The organism is Pseudoalteromonas sp. CR1, assembly GCF_019392235.1.
Taxonomy (GTDB): domain Bacteria; phylum Pseudomonadota; class Gammaproteobacteria; order Enterobacterales; family Alteromonadaceae; genus Pseudoalteromonas.
On the sequence record NZ_JAHXRM010000001.1, the window covers coordinates 599,194 to 618,882 of the forward strand.

Annotated in this window: 18 protein-coding genes and 4 tRNA genes; 7 read left to right on the top strand and 15 right to left on the bottom strand. The window is 41.0% G+C overall.

Annotated elements, in window-relative coordinates:
• Positions 1-14: 14 nt before the first annotated feature.
• The 5 genes from rsfS to leuS are packed head-to-tail and all read right to left on the bottom strand — an operon-like array spanning position 15 to position 5,165.
• On the bottom strand, positions 15-332 hold the full coding sequence (gene rsfS, locus KZZ04_RS02810; RefSeq protein ID WP_006793397.1) for a ribosome silencing factor: 318 nt from the start codon (positions 330-332) through the stop codon (positions 15-17).
• 54 nt (positions 333-386) lie between these two features.
• A complete protein-coding gene (gene nadD / locus KZZ04_RS02815) occupies positions 387-1,022 on the bottom strand; it encodes a nicotinate-nucleotide adenylyltransferase (RefSeq protein WP_058403382.1) in 636 nt (211 codons plus the stop codon).
• A 24-nt stretch (positions 1,023-1,046) separates the two neighbouring features.
• Positions 1,047-2,084: a DNA polymerase III subunit delta gene (holA, locus tag KZZ04_RS02820; RefSeq protein WP_219421723.1), complete on the bottom strand. Its 1,038-nt coding sequence runs from the start codon at positions 2,082-2,084 to the stop codon at positions 1,047-1,049.
• Entirely contained in the window at positions 2,084-2,575 is a 492-nt protein-coding gene (lptE, locus tag KZZ04_RS02825) for an LPS assembly lipoprotein LptE (RefSeq protein ID WP_219421724.1), read from the bottom strand. The genes holA and lptE overlap by 1 nt, the downstream gene beginning before the upstream one ends.
• 1 nt (position 2,576) lies before the next feature.
• Entirely contained in the window at positions 2,577-5,165 is a 2,589-nt protein-coding gene (gene leuS / locus KZZ04_RS02830) for a leucine--tRNA ligase (RefSeq protein WP_219421725.1), read from the bottom strand.
• A gap of 290 nt (positions 5,166-5,455) precedes the next feature.
• Here leuS and KZZ04_RS02835 point away from each other — a divergent pair, with 290 nt between their 5' ends.
• The 3 genes from KZZ04_RS02835 to KZZ04_RS02845 all read left to right on the top strand — a co-directional run bounded on the left by KZZ04_RS02835 (position 5,456) and on the right by KZZ04_RS02845 (position 8,908).
• Positions 5,456-5,914 (top strand): zinc ribbon-containing protein, encoded by a 459-nt coding sequence (locus tag KZZ04_RS02835; RefSeq protein WP_010555995.1) that lies wholly within the window; start codon positions 5,456-5,458, stop codon positions 5,912-5,914.
• 76 nt (positions 5,915-5,990) lie between these two features.
• On the top strand, positions 5,991-8,435 hold the full coding sequence (locus KZZ04_RS02840) for a Lon protease family protein (protein ID WP_257903508.1): 2,445 nt from the start codon (positions 5,991-5,993) through the stop codon (positions 8,433-8,435).
• The gene (locus KZZ04_RS02845) at positions 8,432-8,908 is read left to right on the top strand and encodes an FKBP-type peptidyl-prolyl cis-trans isomerase (RefSeq protein ID WP_058403378.1); all 477 of its coding nucleotides are present in this window, start codon (positions 8,432-8,434) and stop codon (positions 8,906-8,908) included. Before KZZ04_RS02840 ends, KZZ04_RS02845 begins: the two co-directional genes overlap by 4 nt.
• 49 nt (positions 8,909-8,957) lie before the next feature.
• On the opposite strand, the gene KZZ04_RS02850 is transcribed toward KZZ04_RS02845, so the two are convergent.
• A complete protein-coding gene (locus KZZ04_RS02850; protein WP_058403377.1) occupies positions 8,958-9,482 on the bottom strand; it encodes a CIA30 family protein in 525 nt (174 codons plus the stop codon).
• Between the two features lie 221 nt (positions 9,483-9,703).
• Here KZZ04_RS02850 and KZZ04_RS02855 point away from each other — a divergent pair, with 221 nt between their 5' ends.
• From KZZ04_RS02855 to KZZ04_RS02865, 3 genes are read left to right on the top strand one after another with little or no spacing between them, the layout of a single operon-like run.
• Complete coding sequence (locus KZZ04_RS02855; protein ID WP_219421727.1) at positions 9,704-10,714, top strand: RDD family protein; 1,011 nt, start codon at positions 9,704-9,706, stop codon at positions 10,712-10,714.
• A gap of 25 nt (positions 10,715-10,739) precedes the next feature.
• Complete coding sequence (locus KZZ04_RS02860; RefSeq protein ID WP_219421728.1) at positions 10,740-11,606, top strand: alpha/beta hydrolase; 867 nt, start codon at positions 10,740-10,742, stop codon at positions 11,604-11,606.
• 52 nt (positions 11,607-11,658) lie between these two features.
• Positions 11,659-12,096, top strand: coding sequence for a hypothetical protein (locus KZZ04_RS02865; protein ID WP_219421729.1), 438 nt, complete (start codon positions 11,659-11,661; stop codon positions 12,094-12,096).
• 96 nt (positions 12,097-12,192) lie between these two features.
• On the opposite strand, the gene lnt is transcribed toward KZZ04_RS02865, so the two are convergent.
• From lnt to miaB, 5 genes are read right to left on the bottom strand one after another with little or no spacing between them, the layout of a single operon-like run.
• Positions 12,193-13,743 (bottom strand): apolipoprotein N-acyltransferase, encoded by a 1,551-nt coding sequence (lnt, locus tag KZZ04_RS02870; RefSeq protein WP_219421730.1) that lies wholly within the window; start codon positions 13,741-13,743, stop codon positions 12,193-12,195.
• The gene (gene corC / locus KZZ04_RS02875) at positions 13,724-14,608 is read right to left on the bottom strand and encodes a CNNM family magnesium/cobalt transport protein CorC (RefSeq protein ID WP_058403372.1); all 885 of its coding nucleotides are present in this window, start codon (positions 14,606-14,608) and stop codon (positions 13,724-13,726) included. The genes lnt and corC overlap by 20 nt, the downstream gene beginning before the upstream one ends.
• A 22-nt stretch (positions 14,609-14,630) precedes the next feature.
• Complete coding sequence (gene ybeY / locus KZZ04_RS02880; RefSeq protein WP_058403371.1) at positions 14,631-15,089, bottom strand: rRNA maturation RNase YbeY; 459 nt, start codon at positions 15,087-15,089, stop codon at positions 14,631-14,633.
• A gap of 4 nt (positions 15,090-15,093) precedes the next feature.
• Positions 15,094-16,152, bottom strand: coding sequence for a PhoH family protein (locus KZZ04_RS02885; RefSeq protein WP_219421731.1), 1,059 nt, complete (start codon positions 16,150-16,152; stop codon positions 15,094-15,096).
• Positions 16,153-16,203: 51 nt separating this feature from the next.
• Positions 16,204-17,652: a tRNA (N6-isopentenyl adenosine(37)-C2)-methylthiotransferase MiaB gene (gene miaB, locus KZZ04_RS02890; protein WP_138528589.1), complete on the bottom strand. Its 1,449-nt coding sequence runs from the start codon at positions 17,650-17,652 to the stop codon at positions 16,204-16,206.
• Positions 17,653-17,896: 244 nt separating this feature from the next.
• Here miaB and KZZ04_RS02895 point away from each other — a divergent pair, with 244 nt between their 5' ends.
• Entirely contained in the window at positions 17,897-19,078 is a 1,182-nt protein-coding gene (locus KZZ04_RS02895; protein ID WP_219421742.1) for an FAD-dependent monooxygenase, read from the top strand.
• A gap of 144 nt (positions 19,079-19,222) precedes the next feature.
• Here the strand turns inward: KZZ04_RS02895 and KZZ04_RS02900 are convergent.
• From KZZ04_RS02900 to KZZ04_RS02915, 4 genes are all read right to left on the bottom strand, one after another.
• Positions 19,223-19,297, bottom strand: a tRNA-Gln gene (locus KZZ04_RS02900).
• A gap of 40 nt (positions 19,298-19,337) precedes the next feature.
• A tRNA-Leu gene (locus tag KZZ04_RS02905) sits at positions 19,338-19,422 on the bottom strand.
• Between the two features lie 66 nt (positions 19,423-19,488).
• Positions 19,489-19,563 (bottom strand) — tRNA-Gln (locus KZZ04_RS02910).
• 40 nt (positions 19,564-19,603) lie between these two features.
• Positions 19,604-19,688 (bottom strand) — tRNA-Leu (locus KZZ04_RS02915).
• Position 19,689: the final 1 nt, after the last annotated feature.

Genomic DNA, 19,689 nt, shown 5'->3' on the forward strand with positions numbered 1-19,689 from the left:
TAACAAGTGGGTGGTTAGCCCCACAGTTTTTCTAGATCGTAATAGCTACGTGCTTCAGTTTGCATCACGTGTACAACCACATCACCTAAATCAACCAGTGCCCATTCGCCGTCATTTTCGCCTTCATAGCCTAGCGGCTCTGAATCTGCATGACGTGCTTCTTTTGCTAAGTGGTCGGCGATTGATTGAACGTGGCGCTTAGACGTGCCAGTACAAATTACCATGTAATCGGTAATGTCTGATTTATCAGTTACGTCTATGTCAACGATGTCACGCGCTTTCATATCGTCAATTTTATCCATTGCAAAGGCGAGTAGTTGTTTTGAATCCAAGGTTTTGTCTCAATTTAAAATTTAATGGCGCATATTTTAACACGCTAGGCATTTTTAAGCATCAATTTGATAAAGCTGATGCATTTGTATGTAATGACTCACTGCATCAGGCAATAGTTCATTCTTTTTGTTACTTTTTTTAAGGTCATCACGAATAGTACTAGAGGCCGCATCAAGCATTTTACCGGGTAAAAAATAAAGTTTGCCGCCAGAATGCTTTAAAACACTAGCAGGGTCTTCCACTAGAGCCTGTTGCATGTATGCTTTGAGTTTGCCAGTAACATGGCACTGTTGTAATGGTCGTTGATACACCACAATATGGCAAAGCTCAGTAATTGCCTCCCATTCAAACCATTTATCAAGTGTATTAAATGAATCCATACCGATTAAAAATAATATAGGCTCATTAGGGTGTTCACTTCGAAGCTCTTGCAGGCTAAGTAATGAATACGACGGCCCCTTACGATTTAGCTCTCTTAAATCGAGTGCAAAATGAGGGAACGATTTTATAGCTGCATTGAGCATATTAACACGATGCTCTGTGCTTATACCGGGTGCCGCTTTATGAGCTGGTAGCGCGCAAGGCATAAAATACAAAGTGCTTAAATTAAATGCGCTTACACATTGCTGTGCCATATTAATATGGCCCAGATGAACGGGGTCGAAGGTGCCACCAAAAATAGCAATCATTTTATTGTCCAACAGGTTAAGCGATTAATTAAGGCTGTGACACGGCATAGGAATTTCGAGCGGTTGACAAAACTTAATACAAATATGTGCAAGTGCTTGATAGGGAGCTATTAAATTGCCTTGTTTGTAGCTTGCATCAAATAAAGCAACGTCACTGTTTATTTGCTCAAGCACAGCAATGTTTAGGCGATTAACGGCACTTTGTACAGGCCCTTGTTGATTTTTCCAAATGGCGTTTTGTTTAAATAAGTTGGCGATTGGCTCACCATTTAACAATCCTAGTTGCACATTCAACAAGGTGTTGAGTTCTTTTGTAATTGCCCACAATATACTCACTACTTCGGTGTTATCACGGGCTAATTTGTTTAACACTTTAATCGCTTGTTTAGCGTGACCATTTAATAAAGCATCGCTTAAATCAAAAATATCAAATTTGGCTTGATTTAATAGCCCTTGCATAACTAATTGCTGGGTAATAAGTGCATTGCCGTGGAGTAAAGAAAGCTTTTCGAGTTCCTGAAAACACGCTAATAAATTACCTTCTGTTGCATTGATAAGGCTTAATTTGGCATCGTTTTGCATGTTAAGAGCCAAGCGCTGGCATTGCTCATCAAGCCATCGTTTCACATGCGAGCCTGTAAGAGGGTAACAAGGTACAAATACCCCTTGTTTGTCGAGCGCTTTAAACCATGCCCCACGTTGTACTTCTTGGCTGGCTTTAGCACCTTTAATAATTAGTATTGTGTCTGGGTTAACAAGCTCAACTACACGCTTAAAGGTATTACTACCAATGACTCCGGGCTTTTGCTGGTTTAGATCAAACTCAACAATAGTGCGAGCGCTAAATAACGACATACTTTGATATTGCGCGATTATTTCCTGCCAATCAAACCCTTGCATTAAAGTAAGTTTAATAACTTCATCAAAGCCTTGTTCTTTGGCGGCATCGCGTATTTGTTGTACGCATTGCGCTTCTTGAAAAGGTTCTTCGCCAAACACTAAATAAAAAGGTTTTAAGCCTTTTTTTAATTCGTTGGGTAATTGATTAGCGTAACAGCGCATTACAGTTGCGACAGCTCTCTAACAATGCGGCGACTTGCTTGCTTACGAATTTCGTTAATTAGTAGCTCAAGCTCTTTTGCTTTTGCAAGGGCGTTATCGGGGTCGTCTTGATAATTTCGGTATAGTTCAAAGCGCTTTTCTATTGCATCTTTATTGGGATGTTTTAGAACATACGATACGCCATAGGCAAGTTCGTATTCAGCAACCTGACCATTTTTAAATAACGACAAGTTTTGGCGTTCTATGGTTTCTTTGCGTAAATACAGTTGCGCTACGTTTTTAGATGACGAGGTAAACTCGACTCCACTTGCTAACAGCTCTTTTTGTAGCTGTTCAAATAACGCTGATTTTTCATCATCGCCAATGAGCGTTATTACTTTTAAGTTATCAGGCAGGCTTGACGCTTGTTTTAAGTGAAATCCACAGCTAGATAACAAAAAACAGACTAACGCTAAGGCTAGTCCGTTTTTAATGGCGTTAAATAAAGCCATATTAGTTAGCAACTACGTTAAGTAATTTACCTGGCACGTAAATAATTTTACGAATAGTTGCGCCATTCGTAAATTTAGTTACGTTAGCTTCTGCAAAAGCCAGTGCTTCTACTTGCTCTTGCGTTGCATCCGCTGCCACAGTTAACTTAGCGCGAAGTTTACCGTTTACTTGTACGATGATGAGCTTTTCATCTTCAACAAGGGCTGATTCGTCAACCGTTGGCCATGCTGCATCTAAAATGTTGCCTTCTTTACCTAGCTCTTGCCACAATTCGTGAGATAAATGCGGCGTAATAGGGGCAAGCATAATCACAAGCGCTTCAAGTGCTTCATTTGCAATGGCAATGTCTTGTGCATCGTTAAGTGGCGCTTTAATTAACTTGTTAGATAGCTCCATGATGGCAGCAATCGCTGTATTAAACGTTTGACGGCGTTCAACATCATCACTTACTTTTGCAATGGCTTTATGTAGTTCGCGGCGAAGTACTTTTTGCGGGTTAGACAAAGCCGATTTATCAAGTGTTTGGTAGCCAACAGTTTTAACGTCTACCGCGTATTTCCATACACGTTTTAAGAAGCGATGCGCGCCTTCTACACCTGAGTCTGACCATTCAAGTGTTTGCTCTGGTGGTGCAGTAAACATCATGAATAAACGCACTGTATCTGCACCGTATTGGGCAATGACTTGTTGTGGGTCTATTCCGTTGTTTTTAGACTTAGACATTTTGCTCATGCCAGATGAGAATACTGGCTCACCGTCGTCTTTATGCCATGCTTTAGTTACGCGGCCTTTTTCGTCAGTTTCGGTTTCTACATCGCTCGGTGAAATCCAAATGTCACCACCTTTCTCATCTTTACGGTAGAACGTTTCGGCAAGTACCATACCTTGACAAAGTAAGCGATCAAACGGTTCGTCTGAATTTACTAAACCAAAGTCACGTAATAATTTATGGAAAAAGCGCGAGTACAATAAGTGTAAAATTGCATGCTCAATACCACCAATATATTGGTTTACTGGTAACCAGTAGTTAGCCGCTGCAGGGTCTAACATGCCTTCATCGTAGCGCGGGCTACAGTAACGTGCGTAATACCAAGACGATTCCATAAAAGTATCAAAGGTATCAGTTTCGTGAGTAGCAGGTACGCCGTTTACTGTGGTTTTAGCCCACTCTGGATCTGCTTTAATTGGCGATGTAACACCATTCATTACCACGTCTTCTGGTAAGCGAACTGGTAGCATATCCTCTGTTGCAGCAAGTTCATTACCATCTTCATCGCTAAGCATTGGGATTGGTGAACCCCAGTAACGTTGGCGGCTAACACCCCAATCACGTAGACGGAAGTTAACTTTACGCTCACCAACACCTAGCGCTTCTAGTTTGTTGGCAATCGCATTAAACGCTGCTGAAAAGTCTAACCCGTCAAATTCACCAGAGTTTACTAATACACCTTTTTCGGTGAATGCTTCTTGCTCTAGGTTTACTTCAAGGTCTGAGCCTTCAACTGGCGCAATAACTTGTTTGATATCTAAGCCGTATGCATTTGCAAATTCAAAGTCACGTTGGTCGTGTGCAGGTACTGCCATCACCGCACCAGAGCCATAATGCATAAGTACAAAGTTAGCTACCCAAATAGGCACTTGCTCGCCTGTTAACGGGTGAGTGGCGTAAAAGCCAGTTGCAATGCCTTTCTTTTCCATGGTTGCCATGTCTGCTTCGGCTACTTTGGTGTTTTTGCATTCTTCAACAAACATTGCAATTGCATCGCTGTTTTTAGCTGCTTCTTGTGCAATAGGGTGGCCACCTGCAACGGCTAGGTAAGTTACACCCATAAAGGTATCTGGGCGCGTAGTATATACGCTAAACTTTTCGTTGTTATCAGTACGTGTAAATTCTATGTCTAACCCTTCAGAGCGACCAATCCAGTTGCGCTGCATGGTTTTAACTTGTTCAGGCCAGTCTTCTAACTTGTCTAAATCGTCTAAAAGCTCTTGAGCGTAGTCGGTAATTTTAATAAACCACTGCGGAATTTCTTTTTGCTCAACCACAGCGCCTGAGCGCCAACCACGGCCGTCAATTACTTGTTCGTTAGCAAGTACAGTTTGATCAACCGGATCCCAGTTAACCGTTGACATTTTTTTATACACTAGGCCTTTTTCGTAAAGCTTAGTGAAAAACCACTGCTCCCATTTGTAATACTCTGGGTGACAAGTCGCAATTTCACGGTCCCAGTCGTAACCAAAACCTAATTGTTTAAGTTGGGTACGCATGTAATCAATATTTTCGTAGGTCCATTTTGCAGGCGCTGTTTTGTTTTTAATAGCTGCGTTTTCTGCTGGTAAACCAAACGCATCCCAACCCATCGGCTGCATTACGTTTTTGCCTTGCAAACGTTGGAAACGAGAAACAACATCACCAATGGTGTAGTTACGCACATGACCCATATGCAGTCGACCACTCGGGTATGGGAACATAGAAAGACAGTAATACTTTTCTTTGCTCTCATCTTCAGTGACTTTAAATACTTGGTTTTCTTCCCAGTAGCTTTGTACTTTTGACTCTATATCTTGCGGGTTATATTGCTCTTGCATCTACGATTCCAGACTTCTTGCAAACTAATAAAAAATTGCCGATATGATAACCCAAATAAAGTGCTATTCACAGCGTCAAAAACACCGTTTTGCTAAATTCTAACCTTCAGGTCAGGTTAACCTATACTTATCTATGTTAAACGTTAGGCGTGTTGACCTTTGTGGATTGAAATTTGCTCAGTTTAGAGTTCTCTAACCACACTATAAGATGTCACTTAGTGGTCTGAGTAAACATTAATAAATATTGCGTCAACCCAACTCGTTTATTAGCAATTTTGAAGGAGTACATAATGGCAGATTATAAAGCATGGCTTAGTGATTTAAGCGCGTGGCTAAAAGACATAAAAGATCATGAGGTAAAAGATGCGGTAACTCGTTTTGTTGAATCAGAGCAAGCACTTAAAAATTTAGGTGAAGAAAAGTATCAGCTTTACCGCAATTACCTAAAGCGCGATATAGAGCACCTTAGCGAGAACGACTCCCACTACAACTCGCTTGCATGGCAAGAGCTTAAAGAGTCTTTATGGTTTGAGCTTTCGCATATAGAAGACAAAACTCAGCTGGAATGGCAATCCCTAAACCAAGATTTTAAGCACAATGGGGTGTATCACGCAGGCGAATGGATAGCCATGGGCACATTAGTATGTAAGAATTGCACTCATAGTTATGATGTTTATCACGCGACACAAATTTTACCGTGTATTGAGTGTGATGGAATCTATTTTAGTCGTAAGGCGCTGCACCCTTAAGCATATGTATTAAGTGGCTGCTGGCCACTTAATACGCCCAAAGCCAGCGATTATGCTGGTACATAAAGAAGTTAGAATGACGAAAAAACTGCTGCCACTACCTGTATCTACGCTTGCACCTAGTATTTCTGCTAATCACGTACTGACGTGCATGAATAACCCCTATCCAGAGCAGCTCAATTTTATTGGGCAACAACGTGCACAAAGCGCGCTCGACTTTTCGCTGGGAATGGAATTACCCGGTTACAACGTATACGTTATGGGCGAAGCTGCACATGGGCGTTATACATTAGTAAAAGACAAGCTAAAACAACATGCTAAAGGTCGAGTAACGCCAAACGAATGGTTGTATGTTAACAACTACGACGACCACCGCGAGCCGATAGCGCTGTTTATGCAAGCAGGGCAAAGCAAGCAGTTAAGTGACGACATAGACTCGTTTTTAGACGAGGTACTCGATACATTTCCAGCCGCATTTGATAACCCAGCTTATCAACGTAAGAAGAAGTCAATTGATCGTGAGTTTAATGATGCTTACGACAGCGCAATTACCGCTGTTGAAGTGGCGGCACTTCAACAAAGCGTTGCACTGGTTGAAGAAAAAAGCTCAGTGGGGTTTGCGCCACTAATAGATGGCAAGCAATTGAGCGATAGCGAATTTGCAGAGCTAGAAGATGATTTACGCGAAGAGTTTTTTGAGAAAATAGAGAAACTAGAAGATGCGTTAATTGAAGCGCTGATAGAACTACCTCGTTGGAAACGCGAATCAAAAGAAAAACTCCGTAACCTTAAAAAGTCGACCGCTGAGCAAGCAACAAAACCGCTACTAAAAGACTTAGAACATAAATACGCTACCCATATTGGTGTACTTCGTTACTTAAAAGACATACGTGTAGAAATTATAGATGCCGTACTTGAATGGCTTGATGACGAAGACGAAAGCGAAGAAAGCAAAGAAGATTTTGATCGTAAAGGCATGCTTACTGACTTTTTTGCACCCAATATTTTAGTTGAGTTTAAGGAAGACGATGCAGCGCCTGTGGTATACGAGCCAAACCCCACCTTTGGCAATTTATTTGGCAAAATAGAGTATGCCACTTCACAAGGTACACTAATCACCAGCTACCGCTCAATTCAGCCCGGTGCATTACACCGTGCAAATGGCGGTTACTTAATAATGGATGCTGAAAAAGTAATGGCTAACCCGCAAGTATGGGATGGGTTAAAGCTATCGCTTAAAATGCACCAGATTAAAAACGATTTGCCGTATCAAGACAGCACAGTAGGTACGAGTTTTACGCTTCGCCCACAATTGATCCCGCTTGATGTAAAAATTATTTTATTAGGCTCGCGCGATTTGTATTACACCATAGGTGAATACGATGAAGAATTTGCTGAGTTATTTAGGGTGCTAGCCGACTTTGATTACTACCTACCAAGTAGCGATAAGTTACAGTATCAGTTTATTACTAAGGTGACTGAGTACTGCGAAAAAACCCTCAAGTGCACTACAACGCAAGCGGCTATGGTGAGGTTACTTAAATTTAGTTATCGCCAAGCTGAGCATCATAATAAGCTCTCAGCGCGTTTTGCTGATGTGTTAGAGCTGGTGGCTGAGGCAAGTTATTACGCAAAACAAGATACGCTAACGGTTATTGATGCGCACCATATTGATGAAGCCATTGAGGGTAAGCAATATCGCACCGGTCAAATTAGTGAAAATATGCTCAGTGATATCAAAGAAGGCCACACGTTAATTGCTACAACGGGTCAAGCTATTGGTAAAGTAAATGGTTTAACGGTATTGCATATTGGTGATACGTCGTTTGGTACACCGGCGCGAATTACCGCCACGGTATACGCCGGCGCCGATGGCGTAATAGACGTAGAGCGCGAAGCAGAGCTGGGTAAAGCTATTCACTCTAAAGGCGTGATGTTACTTACCGGTTATTTAGGTAATAAATATGCCCAGCAGTTTAGCCTTACGCTCAGCGCAAATATTGCAATAGAGCAAAGCTATGGCTACATAGACGGCGATAGCGCCTCGTTAGCTGAGCTTTGCGCGTTAATTTCTGCTATTACAAGCTTACCAATAAGCCAATCAATTGCGCTTACCGGCTCTATAAACCAACATGGCGATGTACAAGCTATCGGTGGTGTAAACGAGAAAATAGAAGGCTTTTTTAAGTTGTGTAAAATGCGTGGTTTAACAGGTGAGCAAGGCGTTATTATTCCTAAATCAAACCAAGTAAACTTAGTGCTAGATGACGAAATACTCAACGCCGTAGAGCAAGGTAAATTTAACATATACGCCGTAGAGACGGTGGATCAGGCGTTAAACTTACTGATGGATATTGAAGCAGGCGACCTCATCGACGATGAATACCCTGAAAATTCAGTAAATGGCATCGCACTTGCGCGTCTAAAGGAGATTGCTGATATTGTTAATGGCGACAACGAAGACGATGCAGATGATGAGTTAGAAAATGAAAAACCAGAAGATGAAAAAGGGGAGTTATGATCAACATTATTTTGGCAGTTGTCATCGCCATTTTGTGCGTTTTAATATTTAAAAACAGTAAAAAGGCCAAACAACAGGCGATTGCTAATGCGCAAATTGAAAGCGACTATTTAGTAGCAAACGCTAAAGTAGACGGTGTACTTGAGACTGCCTCTGGCTTGCAATACAAAGTATTGCACAAAGGAGAAAACAGCAACACGCCCAGTTCAACAAGTATGGTCAATGTGCATTACCACGGTACGCTTATCGACGGCACCGTGTTTGATAGCTCAGTAGAGCGCAAATCACCGATTAGTTTTGGTTTGCACCAAGTTATTAAAGGGTGGACCGAAGGGCTTCAATTAATGAGTCCGGGTGATAAATTTCAGTTTTATATACCGCATCAACTAGCTTATGGCGAAAAGCGGGTAGGGAGTATTCCGCCTGCATCACTGCTTATTTTTGAAGTAGAACTACTTGCAATAGAGTCATAAATATACGGTACTTGCTCACTTTGAACCGATTTAGAGTGAGCAAGTTATACTAATCTGCAAATTCAATATGTGCTATTTCAAGTTTAAATTTCCCCGCTTGCTTTCCTGCAATCATAAAACCAAGTTGCTTAATATCATTAAAATCAATTTCTGGTTGCTCTGTTAGCGTACGCCCACGAAAAGTAAGTGTAAAATCACTTGGTGTAAAATTAACGTTAGTCCACTCATTTTCTATTGTTTTAAATGAGTGTGTATACGCAGGCCCATCAAGGTAGTTAGATGTACGCAGCCTTAGTTGATAGGTTTGCCCATCACCTTTAACACGTAAATTAATAGTACGTGTGTTTTGGCTTTGTATATTTAGCTCAGTGCGGATAGAAGCAAACCCTCCGTTATTTTCGAGCGATACATTACCTTCAAATATCAAAGCATCTTTTGTATGACTTACTTGGCTATTAGATACACCGCCCATAACCGAATCGTTGACCACATACCAACGCTGATTGGCGTTTACTTCTGCGCTCAGCAGCAAAGCATTAAATACAAAAACAGATGATAGTTGTTTGGTGGTCATTGGGTTGCTCCTAAAGGCTTTGGTTAACTAATACGATTAAATACATGAATTGTTCACTTAATATAAAACTAATTTATTAACAATATTCTAGAGCTTGTAAACTTTCAGAATAAAAATTTTTAACCTCGAAAGATAAACTGGCCTTGGTTTGAATTAGCTTGAGCAAAAAATAAAAAGCGCGTAAGTTAACCGCGTTACCTATTTTAATAACAAGAATTAAAATGAAAGCAAAAGAAATAGAACAATTAGCGCTATCTAAAACCGAAACTCGAGAAGTCATCACCCCTTACGCGTTTAAAATTGATAACGCCCTACTAGGTTTACCCTTAGCAACGCCACTAAAGCGAGCTATAGCAATAGTAATCGATGTAGCCTTAATATTTATGGCTGCAAAGCTCAGCGCGACTTTAATTTCCTTTGTTGCGGCTATGGCATTCTATAAAGGGACGGCACAACAATACCTTCCTAAAATGTCGAGTGTGTGGCGAAGAATATTAAAAATAGTAGCCGCCGGTATTTTATTTGTAAGCGCTCTTGCGGTGCTTTCAATTGGCATAGATTACCTAGAGGGCGATAACGTCGATCAAGCCTTAACCGCTCAGGGCCTAAAAATCCAGGATGAGATTAAGCTTACCTCCTCGGAAAAGCAGCGGGTAAATACTTTTTTTGTGCAAACAGCAGACGAACGCTGTGAGCAACCTTGTCAGCAAAATGCACTTGATAATTTGATAGGGCAAGTACCCAAATTAGCAGACATGGACGACCTACAAAACCCACAACTTGCTAAAGCACTATTACAATTATTAGTGCTCAGTGAGGATAACGAAATAAAACCTTTGCAGTTATTAGAAGAAAAACCGGCACACACAACTACACACAGTATTTTGCAGTGGAGCAAAGGCATTATTCAAGACTTGGGTTTGGGTTTTGGTTGGGCTGCTGTCTACTTTACGCTATTCTCATTACTTTGGCGTGGTCAAACTCCCGGAAAAAAGGTGTGCAACATACGTGTTGTTGCCTTAAATGGTGAACCACTAGGCTTGCTGGATTGTTTTGGCCGCTACGGTGGTTACGGCGCAGGTTTTGCCACTGGGCTATTAGGGTTTCTGCAGATATATTGGGATCCGAACAGGCAAGCTATTCAAGATAAAATATCAGCGACCGTGGTTATTCAAGGCAGTGTTAACCAAGTTGTAAATGTGCAAACGGTAGAAGAGACTATAAAAAGTTAACTTTGCTTTTATTACAAGGATGGTTATGAAATCTTTATTAATTGTATTTATTAATCTGTATTTTATTAATCTGTATTTTATTAAGGTTTCGTATGCATCAGAAAATATTGTGTTAGCCAAAGCGCATCAGCTTAAGTCTGTTATTTTAGATGAGCAACGCAGCTTCAGCGTTTATTTACCGCCCAGTTATAATGAAAACTCTAATAAAGTATACCCAGTTATTTATTTGCTCGATGGTGACCAAACACATCTAAAAGCTGTCGCCGGGCTAGTCGAGGCACTCAGTACACAAAGGCTAGAGCAGCAAATACAACAAGTAATTATAGTTGCTATTCCTAACAGCAAAAACGCAATAAGAGAGCGCGATTTTACCCCAACCAATGTTGATTGGACACTTGACGGTAAACTTCTAGAAAGGTTTGAAAATATTGGTAATGCACCAAACTACAGTGCATTTTTTGAAAAAGAACTTATTCCGTATATTAATAAAACTTACCGCACATCAACTAAACGCGTATTAATAGGCGAGTCTTTTGGCGGCTTATTTGCAAGTTATGTACTTTTGACTAATCACACATTATTTACAGATTATTTAATAATTGACGCTACATATATCTGGGATAATAATTATCTAAACCGCTACTTTAAAAGTAACCAACTTGAAAACAAAGAGATGGCAGGGAATGTGTATTTTACCTTTGCAAATAATGCCGAAGCGTTTGGTGAAATTGGCAAAACAAATTACCAATGGGGTTTAGAGTTTGCTAAAAGATTAAAAATGCATTCAAGTAATAATTTACATATAAATCAACGTTACTTTGAAGATGAAACGCATGGTACAGTCGCTGCGCTTAGTTGGTACTATGGTTTGAGAGAGTTACTAAATAATTAACTTACAACTCTAGTAAAATTTATAAATAAAACGGATGCATAGAGAGTAATGAATGAGCGAAGAAAAGTGTGATTGGATCTTAGCACCGCATATGATTGAAACATCATATTTATATTTAAAATCATCTGAGCTTATGTGGCCTTACTCTATTAGTATTTCAATCGTTAACTCAGCATTAGCTTTAGAAATATTACTAAAAAGTTTCAACTGTCGTGTCATAAATGATGAACAGTATGAAAAATATCAATTTAACTCTAAAGTACTAAATAAAGGTGAGAATGCACATGATTTAATGCATCTTTATGATGCGTTACCTGACACAATAAAACATAAATTATCAAATGATTTCGACTTGGATTTAATAAAAAAGTACCGGCATACATTTACTAACAGCCGCTGTATTTACGAGAAAAATGCAATTACAGGAGGAAGTACTGCATTGATGGAAATGACGGCTCTGCTTTTAAGAAAAACAGTAGGTTTTACCTAGAAAGAGGTTGCTCTGATATATGGATAAAAAATTATCCGAACGTTTGAGTGCTAATTAAAAACTGATAGTTAACCAATGGTACCTATCAGTATTAATTTACTTCCTAAACCTAACCCCAAACCCAACAACCCCCATCAACAACACAAATCCCCACACAAACACATTGCCATATTGGCTATACACACTATTACCTTGTATCAGTTTTATATCGGCTTTTAATACAGCGGCTTCAAACTGTGGCATGGTTTGTTGTGTGTGGCTTATTGGGTCGTATACGGCGCTTACCCCGTTGTTGGTAACGCGTACTAGAGGGCGTTGTAGTTCGAGCGCCCGCATACGGGCTATTTGCATATGTTGCAAAGGCCCAATTGATTGACCAAACCATGCATCATTACTTACGGTAAAAAGTAGATCTGAGTTGCTTTTGTAGTTACCGCGTACTAAATCGGCAAACACTATTTCGTAGCAAATAGCGGGTAGTAAGTTAAAACCATTAGCACGTAAGTTGTTTTGTTCTCTATCGCCTCGGGTAAACGACGACATAGGTAAATCAAACAAAGGCGCGATAGGGCGCAGAAAATCTTGAAACGGCACAAACTCACCAATCGGTAGTAACTGGTGTTTTTGATAGCGATTTTTACCTAAGTATTGATAGTGGCCGTGTTCGTCGCCGCGCTCTTTGTTACCCAGTACTATCAGTGTATTAAATATGGTTTTAGTATCGATTTGGTAGTCGACTATACCTGTGATAAGGGCGGTTTCATTGAATGATGCAGCGCTATCTAGCCCAGCTAAGTAGCTATCGGCAAGGGCTTCTATTTCAGGAACCGCTGCTTCTGGCCATACAATTAAGTCAGCATCCCAATGTGGGCGTGTCATGTCTTGGTATTTACTCATGGTGGTCCAAAACTCGCTAGGCTCAAAGCGAAGGTGCTGCTTTATATTGCCTTGCACCATTAAGGTTGACATTGATTTACCTGAGTATTCAATTGTGCTTGTTGCACGCGAACCAATACATAAAACAGTAAATATGATGAGTGTAACAAGCGGGATCTTTATGTCTTTTTGCGTTAACCGATATAGAGCAAAGCCAATGGCAATACACACTAAGGTCAGCCCAAATTCACCAATGTAAGAGGCCAGTATATTTAATGGTCCATCGGTTTGGGTATACCCAAAGCTTAACCACGGAAATCCGGTAAGGACTACTCCCCGTAAATATTCACTGATGGCAAAAAAGCAAATAAGCAGTAAACCGAAGCTATTTGAGCTGGTGGCAAAACGTGTTGTTAAATAAAACGCTAAGGCGGGGTAAAGCGCTAAATAGGCGCACAATAGCGCCATTAACGACAAAGAGGCTACAAGCGGCATACCGCCAAAGGTAGCAATAGAGACATGTACCCAACTAATACCTGCACCAAACCAGCCTAAACCAAATATAAAACCATATTTAGCGGCACTTTTAGCGTGGCGTTTTCCGGTGTTGTTGGGATTGATACAAAATATGACAGCTGCAATACTAATAAATGCAATAGGCCAAATTTCAAAAGGGGAGTAGCTAAAAGTTAAAATAAGGCCCGCGATAAATGCGAGCCATGATTTTATATCTTTTGCTAATAGGGTAAGTCTAGTTAGCAGTTTCTTCACTGTCGTTATCATCAGCCTTAGGTACGGTGACTTGCAGTTGCAAGATACGACGATTGTCGGCATTGGTTACTTTAAATTGGTAACCGTCTATGTCTATAGTTTCACCTCGGCTAGGCATATGACCAAATGCATGCAATACCGTGCCACCAATGGTGTCTGCCTCGTCTGTGCTATATCCTGTGCTGAAATGTTCGTTAAAGTCATCTACTGGCGTTAACGCCTGAACCACGTGTACGTGTTTAGCAAGTTGACGAATATCTTGTTGTTCTTCTTCTTCGTCATGCTCGTCTTCTATTTCGCCAACAATGGTTTCAAGAATATCTTCAATGGTTACTAGTCCCGATACACCGCCGTATTCATCAATGACAACAGCCATATGGTAGCGTTGCTGACGAAATTCATTAAGCAGGGTGTCAACACGTTTGCTCTCAGGTACGACCATGGCTGGGCGTAAATAATCACGAATTGAAGGTAAATGTTCGTCTTTGTTTAAGATAAGTGGAAGCAAATCTTTAGCAAGTAAAAAACCTTCTACGTGATCTTTGTCTTCAATCACCACAGGAAAGCGTGAGTGAGTTGAGTCGACCATCATGGGTATTAGCTCTTCAAGCGGGCTGTCGATCTCAAGAGTGACCATTTGTGAGCGCGGGATCATGATGTCTCGCACTTTAAGCTCAGACACGCTAAGCACACCTTCAATCATCTCTTTTGTTTCTGGATCGATTACGTCTCGTTCTTGCGCATCGGCAATCACTTCGACCAGCTCTTCTCTATTCTGGGGTTCCCCTTGCAGCATTTGGGTTATTCTACCCAACCACGTTTTGCCAGAAGAACCCTGGCTAGATTGCGAGTTACCGTCGCTCATTGCGTCTAATTGCTCCGTTAATTTAAATTTCGTCCCGATATGGGTCTGCTATATTTAGTTCTGCAAGTAATTGCTTTTCTATGCTTTCCATTTGCAGAGCGTCTTCACTCTTTATATGGTCAAATCCAAGTAAATGCAAGCACCCATGAATGACCATGTGGGCAAAGTGGTCATGAAATGACTTCTCTTGCTCCACTGCTTCAGCCAAAACAATGGCTGGGCAAATAACTAAATCACCAACAAGAGGGAGGTCTATTCCAGGTGGCGCTTCAAATTCAAACGACAACACGTTAGTGGGTTTATTTTTACCACGGTAATCGTTATTAAGCTGTTGCGATTGCGCTTCGTCACTTATTACTATGGTGAGTTCCGACTCATCACGATATTGGCTTAAGGCTTTATCGGCCCACAAAGTAAATTGGGCTTCACTAGGGAGGTTGTCAAACTCACAGGCTATTTGTAAATCAAGTTCGGTCGTCAAAGTATTACTCTTTAGTAGTCGCGTTAAGTTGAGCGGCTTGCTCGTCTTTTGCTTTTTGTTTTTCAATTCGCTTTAGACGCTCGCTCTCATCGTTACGCTCGTATGCTTCAACAATACGCGCAACAACAGGGTGACGCACTACATCGTGTGCCTTAAAGTAGTTAAAACTAATTTCGTCTACATTGTCGAGCACTTCAATAGCATGGCGAAGACCCGAGCGTGTGCCGCGCGGTAAATCAACTTGTGTAATATCGCCGGTGATCACCGCTTTTGAATTAAACCCTATACGGGTTAAAAACATTTTCATTTGTTCTGCGGTGGTATTTTGGCTTTCATCTAAAATAATAAACGCATCATTTAATGTGCGACCACGCATGTAAGCAAGTGGTGCCACTTCAATAATGTTTTTTTCTATGAGTTTTTCGACTTTTTCAAAGCCGAGCATTTCGAACAGTGCATCGTAAAGGGGGCGAAGGTATGGGTCAATTTTTTGGCTTAGGTCACCAGGTAAAAAACCGAGTTTTTCGCCGGCTTCTACTGCAGGGCGCGTTAATAAAATACGACGAATTTCTTGGCGTTCCAGGGCATCTACTGCAGCAGCTACTGCTAGATAGGTTTTACCTGTACCAGCGGGGCCTATACCAAACGTAATGTCGTGATTTAATATATTGGCGACGTAAAGGCCTTGGTTGTCGTTTCGTGGCTTAATAACACCACGGCGCGTTTTAATAACCATTTCTTTACCGTATGCACTATTTGAAGCATCTTGTTCTAGGGCTTTAGATTCAGTAATTGCTAAGTGAACACTATCGGGTTCTATTTCACCAATAAAACCGCGTACAGGTTGAGTATCAACATAGAGATTTTTTAAGATTTCGACCGCAGAGGCACTATTGATTAATTTACCGGTTACTTTAAAAAAGTTATCGCGGTGAATAATTTCAACAGCGAGGCGACGTTCAATTTGTTTGATGTTTTCGTCAAACGGGCCACATAAAGAAGAAAGGCGTTTGTTATCGGCAGGTTCTAAATAAATCTCTAATGTTTTTAACTGATTACTCAAAATTGCTTCCTATAGAACGGCGCCAGTATTTACTGGCGCTGGGTATATTGACTAAGGAACGAAAGTAGCTACGCCAATTTCGTTAACAGTCTCTGGTTTTGGCTCATTGCTTGCTGCTTTGGTTAAAATAGCTGAAGGAGCGATATCACGTCGTAAGTTCATTTCTGATTCTGTACGAATTAAGTCACCACGTAAAGAGTTAGGCAGTGCTTCAGTGATACGTACATCAACGAACTGGCCGATCACCGTATGTGGGCCCACAAAGTTAACAACACGGTTATTTTCGGTTCGACCGCGTAATTCCATTGGGTTCTTTTTAGATGGACCTTCAACCAAAATACGCTGTTCTGTATCAAACATTTGACGGCTAATTTGCTGTGCCATTTGTGTAATACGGTTTTGTAACAGGTATAAGCGTTCTTTTTTCTCTTGCTCAGTTACATCGTCTGGTAAATCGGCCGCAGGCGTACCCGGGCGTGCGCTGTAAATAAAACTAAAGCTCATATCAAAACCTATATCATTTATAAGGTTCATAGTAGCTTCAAAGTCAGCTTTACTCTCACCCGGGAAACCGATAATGAAATCTGACGACATGCTTAAATTAGGGCGAATTTTACGCAGCTTGCGAATTGTTGATTTGTATTCAAGCGCGGTATGACCACGTTTCATTAAGTTTAAAATACGGTCTGAACCACTTTGCACTGGTAAGTGTAAGTGATCGACAAGCTCTGGCACATCAGCGTATACGTCGATGATGTCTGGCGTAAATTCTACTGGGTGTGAGGTGGTATAACGAATACGGTCAATGCCATCAATAGCTGCTATTAAACGAATTAAATCAGAGAAGTAGCAAATGTCGCCATCGTGAGTATCACCACGGTATGCGTTTACGTTTTGGCCTAATAGATTTACTTCGCGAACGCCTTGCTCAGCAAGTTGTGCCACTTCAAGGAGTACGTCATCAACGGGGCGGCTTACTTCTTCGCCTCGGGTGTAAGGTACAACACAAAAAGTACAGTATTTAGAACACCCTTCCATAATTGATACAAATGCACTTGGGCCTTCTGCTTTTGGCTCAGGTAGGCGATCAAACTTTTCAATTTCTGGGAACGAAATATCAACCACCGATGAGCCTTTATTACCTTGCACTTGCTTAATCATTTCTGGTAAACGGTGCAGAGTTTGCGGGCCAAAAATAACATCAACAAATGGTGCACGCTGGCGAATAGAGTCACCTTCTTGCGAGGCAACACAGCCGCCTACACCAATAATCAGCTCTGGTTTATCGTCTTTTAACAACTTCCAACGGCCTAATTGGTGAAATACTTTTTCTTGTGCTTTTTCACGAATTGAACAGGTGTTAAGTAAGATTACGTCGGCATCTGTTGCATCTTCAGTTAGCTGGTAGCCATTGGTGGCATCTAAAAGTTCAGCCATTTTCTGAGAGTCGTATTCGTTCATCTGACAACCCCAGGTTTTGATATGCAGCTTTTTGCTCATTGAAATTTAGCCTCGTGTTCAATTCGATAATGGCACAAATATGTGCTTGAAACAGAATTAAGGAGCAAGCTTGCTCACTTAAAGGACGCGTATTTTAGCTGGATACCCGCCCAGATCCAAGTATAGTTTTCATGTTTGTGATCTCAAATCAAACTCAGACGAGTTTAATAGCTTGATAGTTATATACTCTCGCACTAAAGCGGCGAGTTACGGTACAATAAAAATAGATTCACGTATTAATAAAATGATGAAAAACATGACTCAAAATAATGTGATAGTGGTTGGCGGCGGCATGGTTGGTGCGGCAATGGCAATAAAGTTAGCGCAACAAGGAAAGTCAGTGCGTATCATAGAAAAGCACCTAATAGATCCGCCTCATATTTTGAGCAATAGCAAGGTTGATATAAGAGTGTCGGCTATTAATCGTTTTTCAGAAAACTTACTTGATGAGTTAGGGGCCATGCCCATTTTAAGAAAAGGCCGGATTGCACCATACCAACAGTTAGAAGCTTTCGAGCGCGGCGACGATAACTTGTTATTTGATTGTGCCGATATTAATACCTCGCATTTGGGCCACTTAATCGAAAACAGTTTAATACAAGCTAGTTTATGGGTGCAGTTTGAGCAGTACGATATTGAAGTCATCGAGCAAAAACAGGCTGTGAGTAAAATAGAGCAAAATGCTGACTCAATTACCTTGGTCTATGGCGAGCAACGTTATACCGCGAGCTTAGTAATTGCAGCCGACGGTGGACAATCGCAATTGCGAACTAAAGCAAATATTGGTGTAACTGGTTGGCAGTATCAGCAGCAGTGTATGGGGGTGCTGATTAAATTGGATGCACCTCAACAGGTTAAAACGTGGCAACAGTTTACGCCATCAGGGCCACTGGCTTTTCTACCTATGCAAGCACCTTATGCTAATTTAATTTGGTACGACGATGCAAATACCCTCAAGGCATTTAAAGACCTATCGCCTAGCGCATTAAAAGCCCATATTATTGAACAGTTTCCAAAGCTTGCTGGTGATTTTGAAGTACAAAGTCATGCTGTGTTTCCAATTACCCGCCAGCATGCAAATACGTATTCTAGTGGTCGTTTAGTATTAGTTGGTGATGCTGCGCATACCATTAATCCACTTGCCGGTCAGGGCGTTAATTTGGGTTTCCAAGACGTAGTCGCTTTAGCTACTGCATTGAACGATGCAAGCGACGTTGGTTGCGCGTTAACGCTGCAAGAGTACGAACGCACCCGTCGAAAGGCCAACTTATTAATGATGAGTATGATGGATGCTTGTTACTTTGGTTTTTCAAACCAAATAGCGCCGCTAAAATGGGCGCGTAGCCAATTTTTGAAAATGGCTAACAGTACTGGAGTGGTAAAAAACTGGGTATTAAAATATGCAATTAGCGGTGAAATTGGTTAGAAAACAGTAAAGTAATATAAAGGCTCTTTTATGAGTCTTTTTTTTACGTGATAAGGCGACTAATTTATATGTTTTTAATTTTTACTTGATGTTTTTATGAAGTTTATGTGAGTGATGGGGAAATAGAGATAGCTTTTATAAAATTGGCTGGGATACCAGGATTTGAACCTGGGAATGCCAGGATCAAAACCTGGTGCCTTACCGCTTGGCGATATCCCAACAAAGAATTAGCTGATTAGTTTAGTTCTAATCTAGAACATGGTGCGGAAGGAGAGACTTGAACTCTCACATCCTAAGATACTGGAACCTAAATCCAGCGCGTCTACCAATTCCGCCACTCCCGCAAACAATTTTTATATTTATACTCATAACAGAGTTATTCTTTAACAACGCTCTTTGGTAGAAGAAGTTGGCTGGGATACCAGGATTTGAACCTGGGAATGCCAGGATCAAAACCTGGTGCCTTACCGCTTGGCGATATCCCAACAAAGAATTAGCTGATTAGTTTAGTTCTAATCTAGAACATGGTGCGGAAGGAGAGACTTGAACTCTCACATCCTAAGATACTGGAACCTAAATCCAGCGCGTCTACCAATTCCGCCACTCCCGCA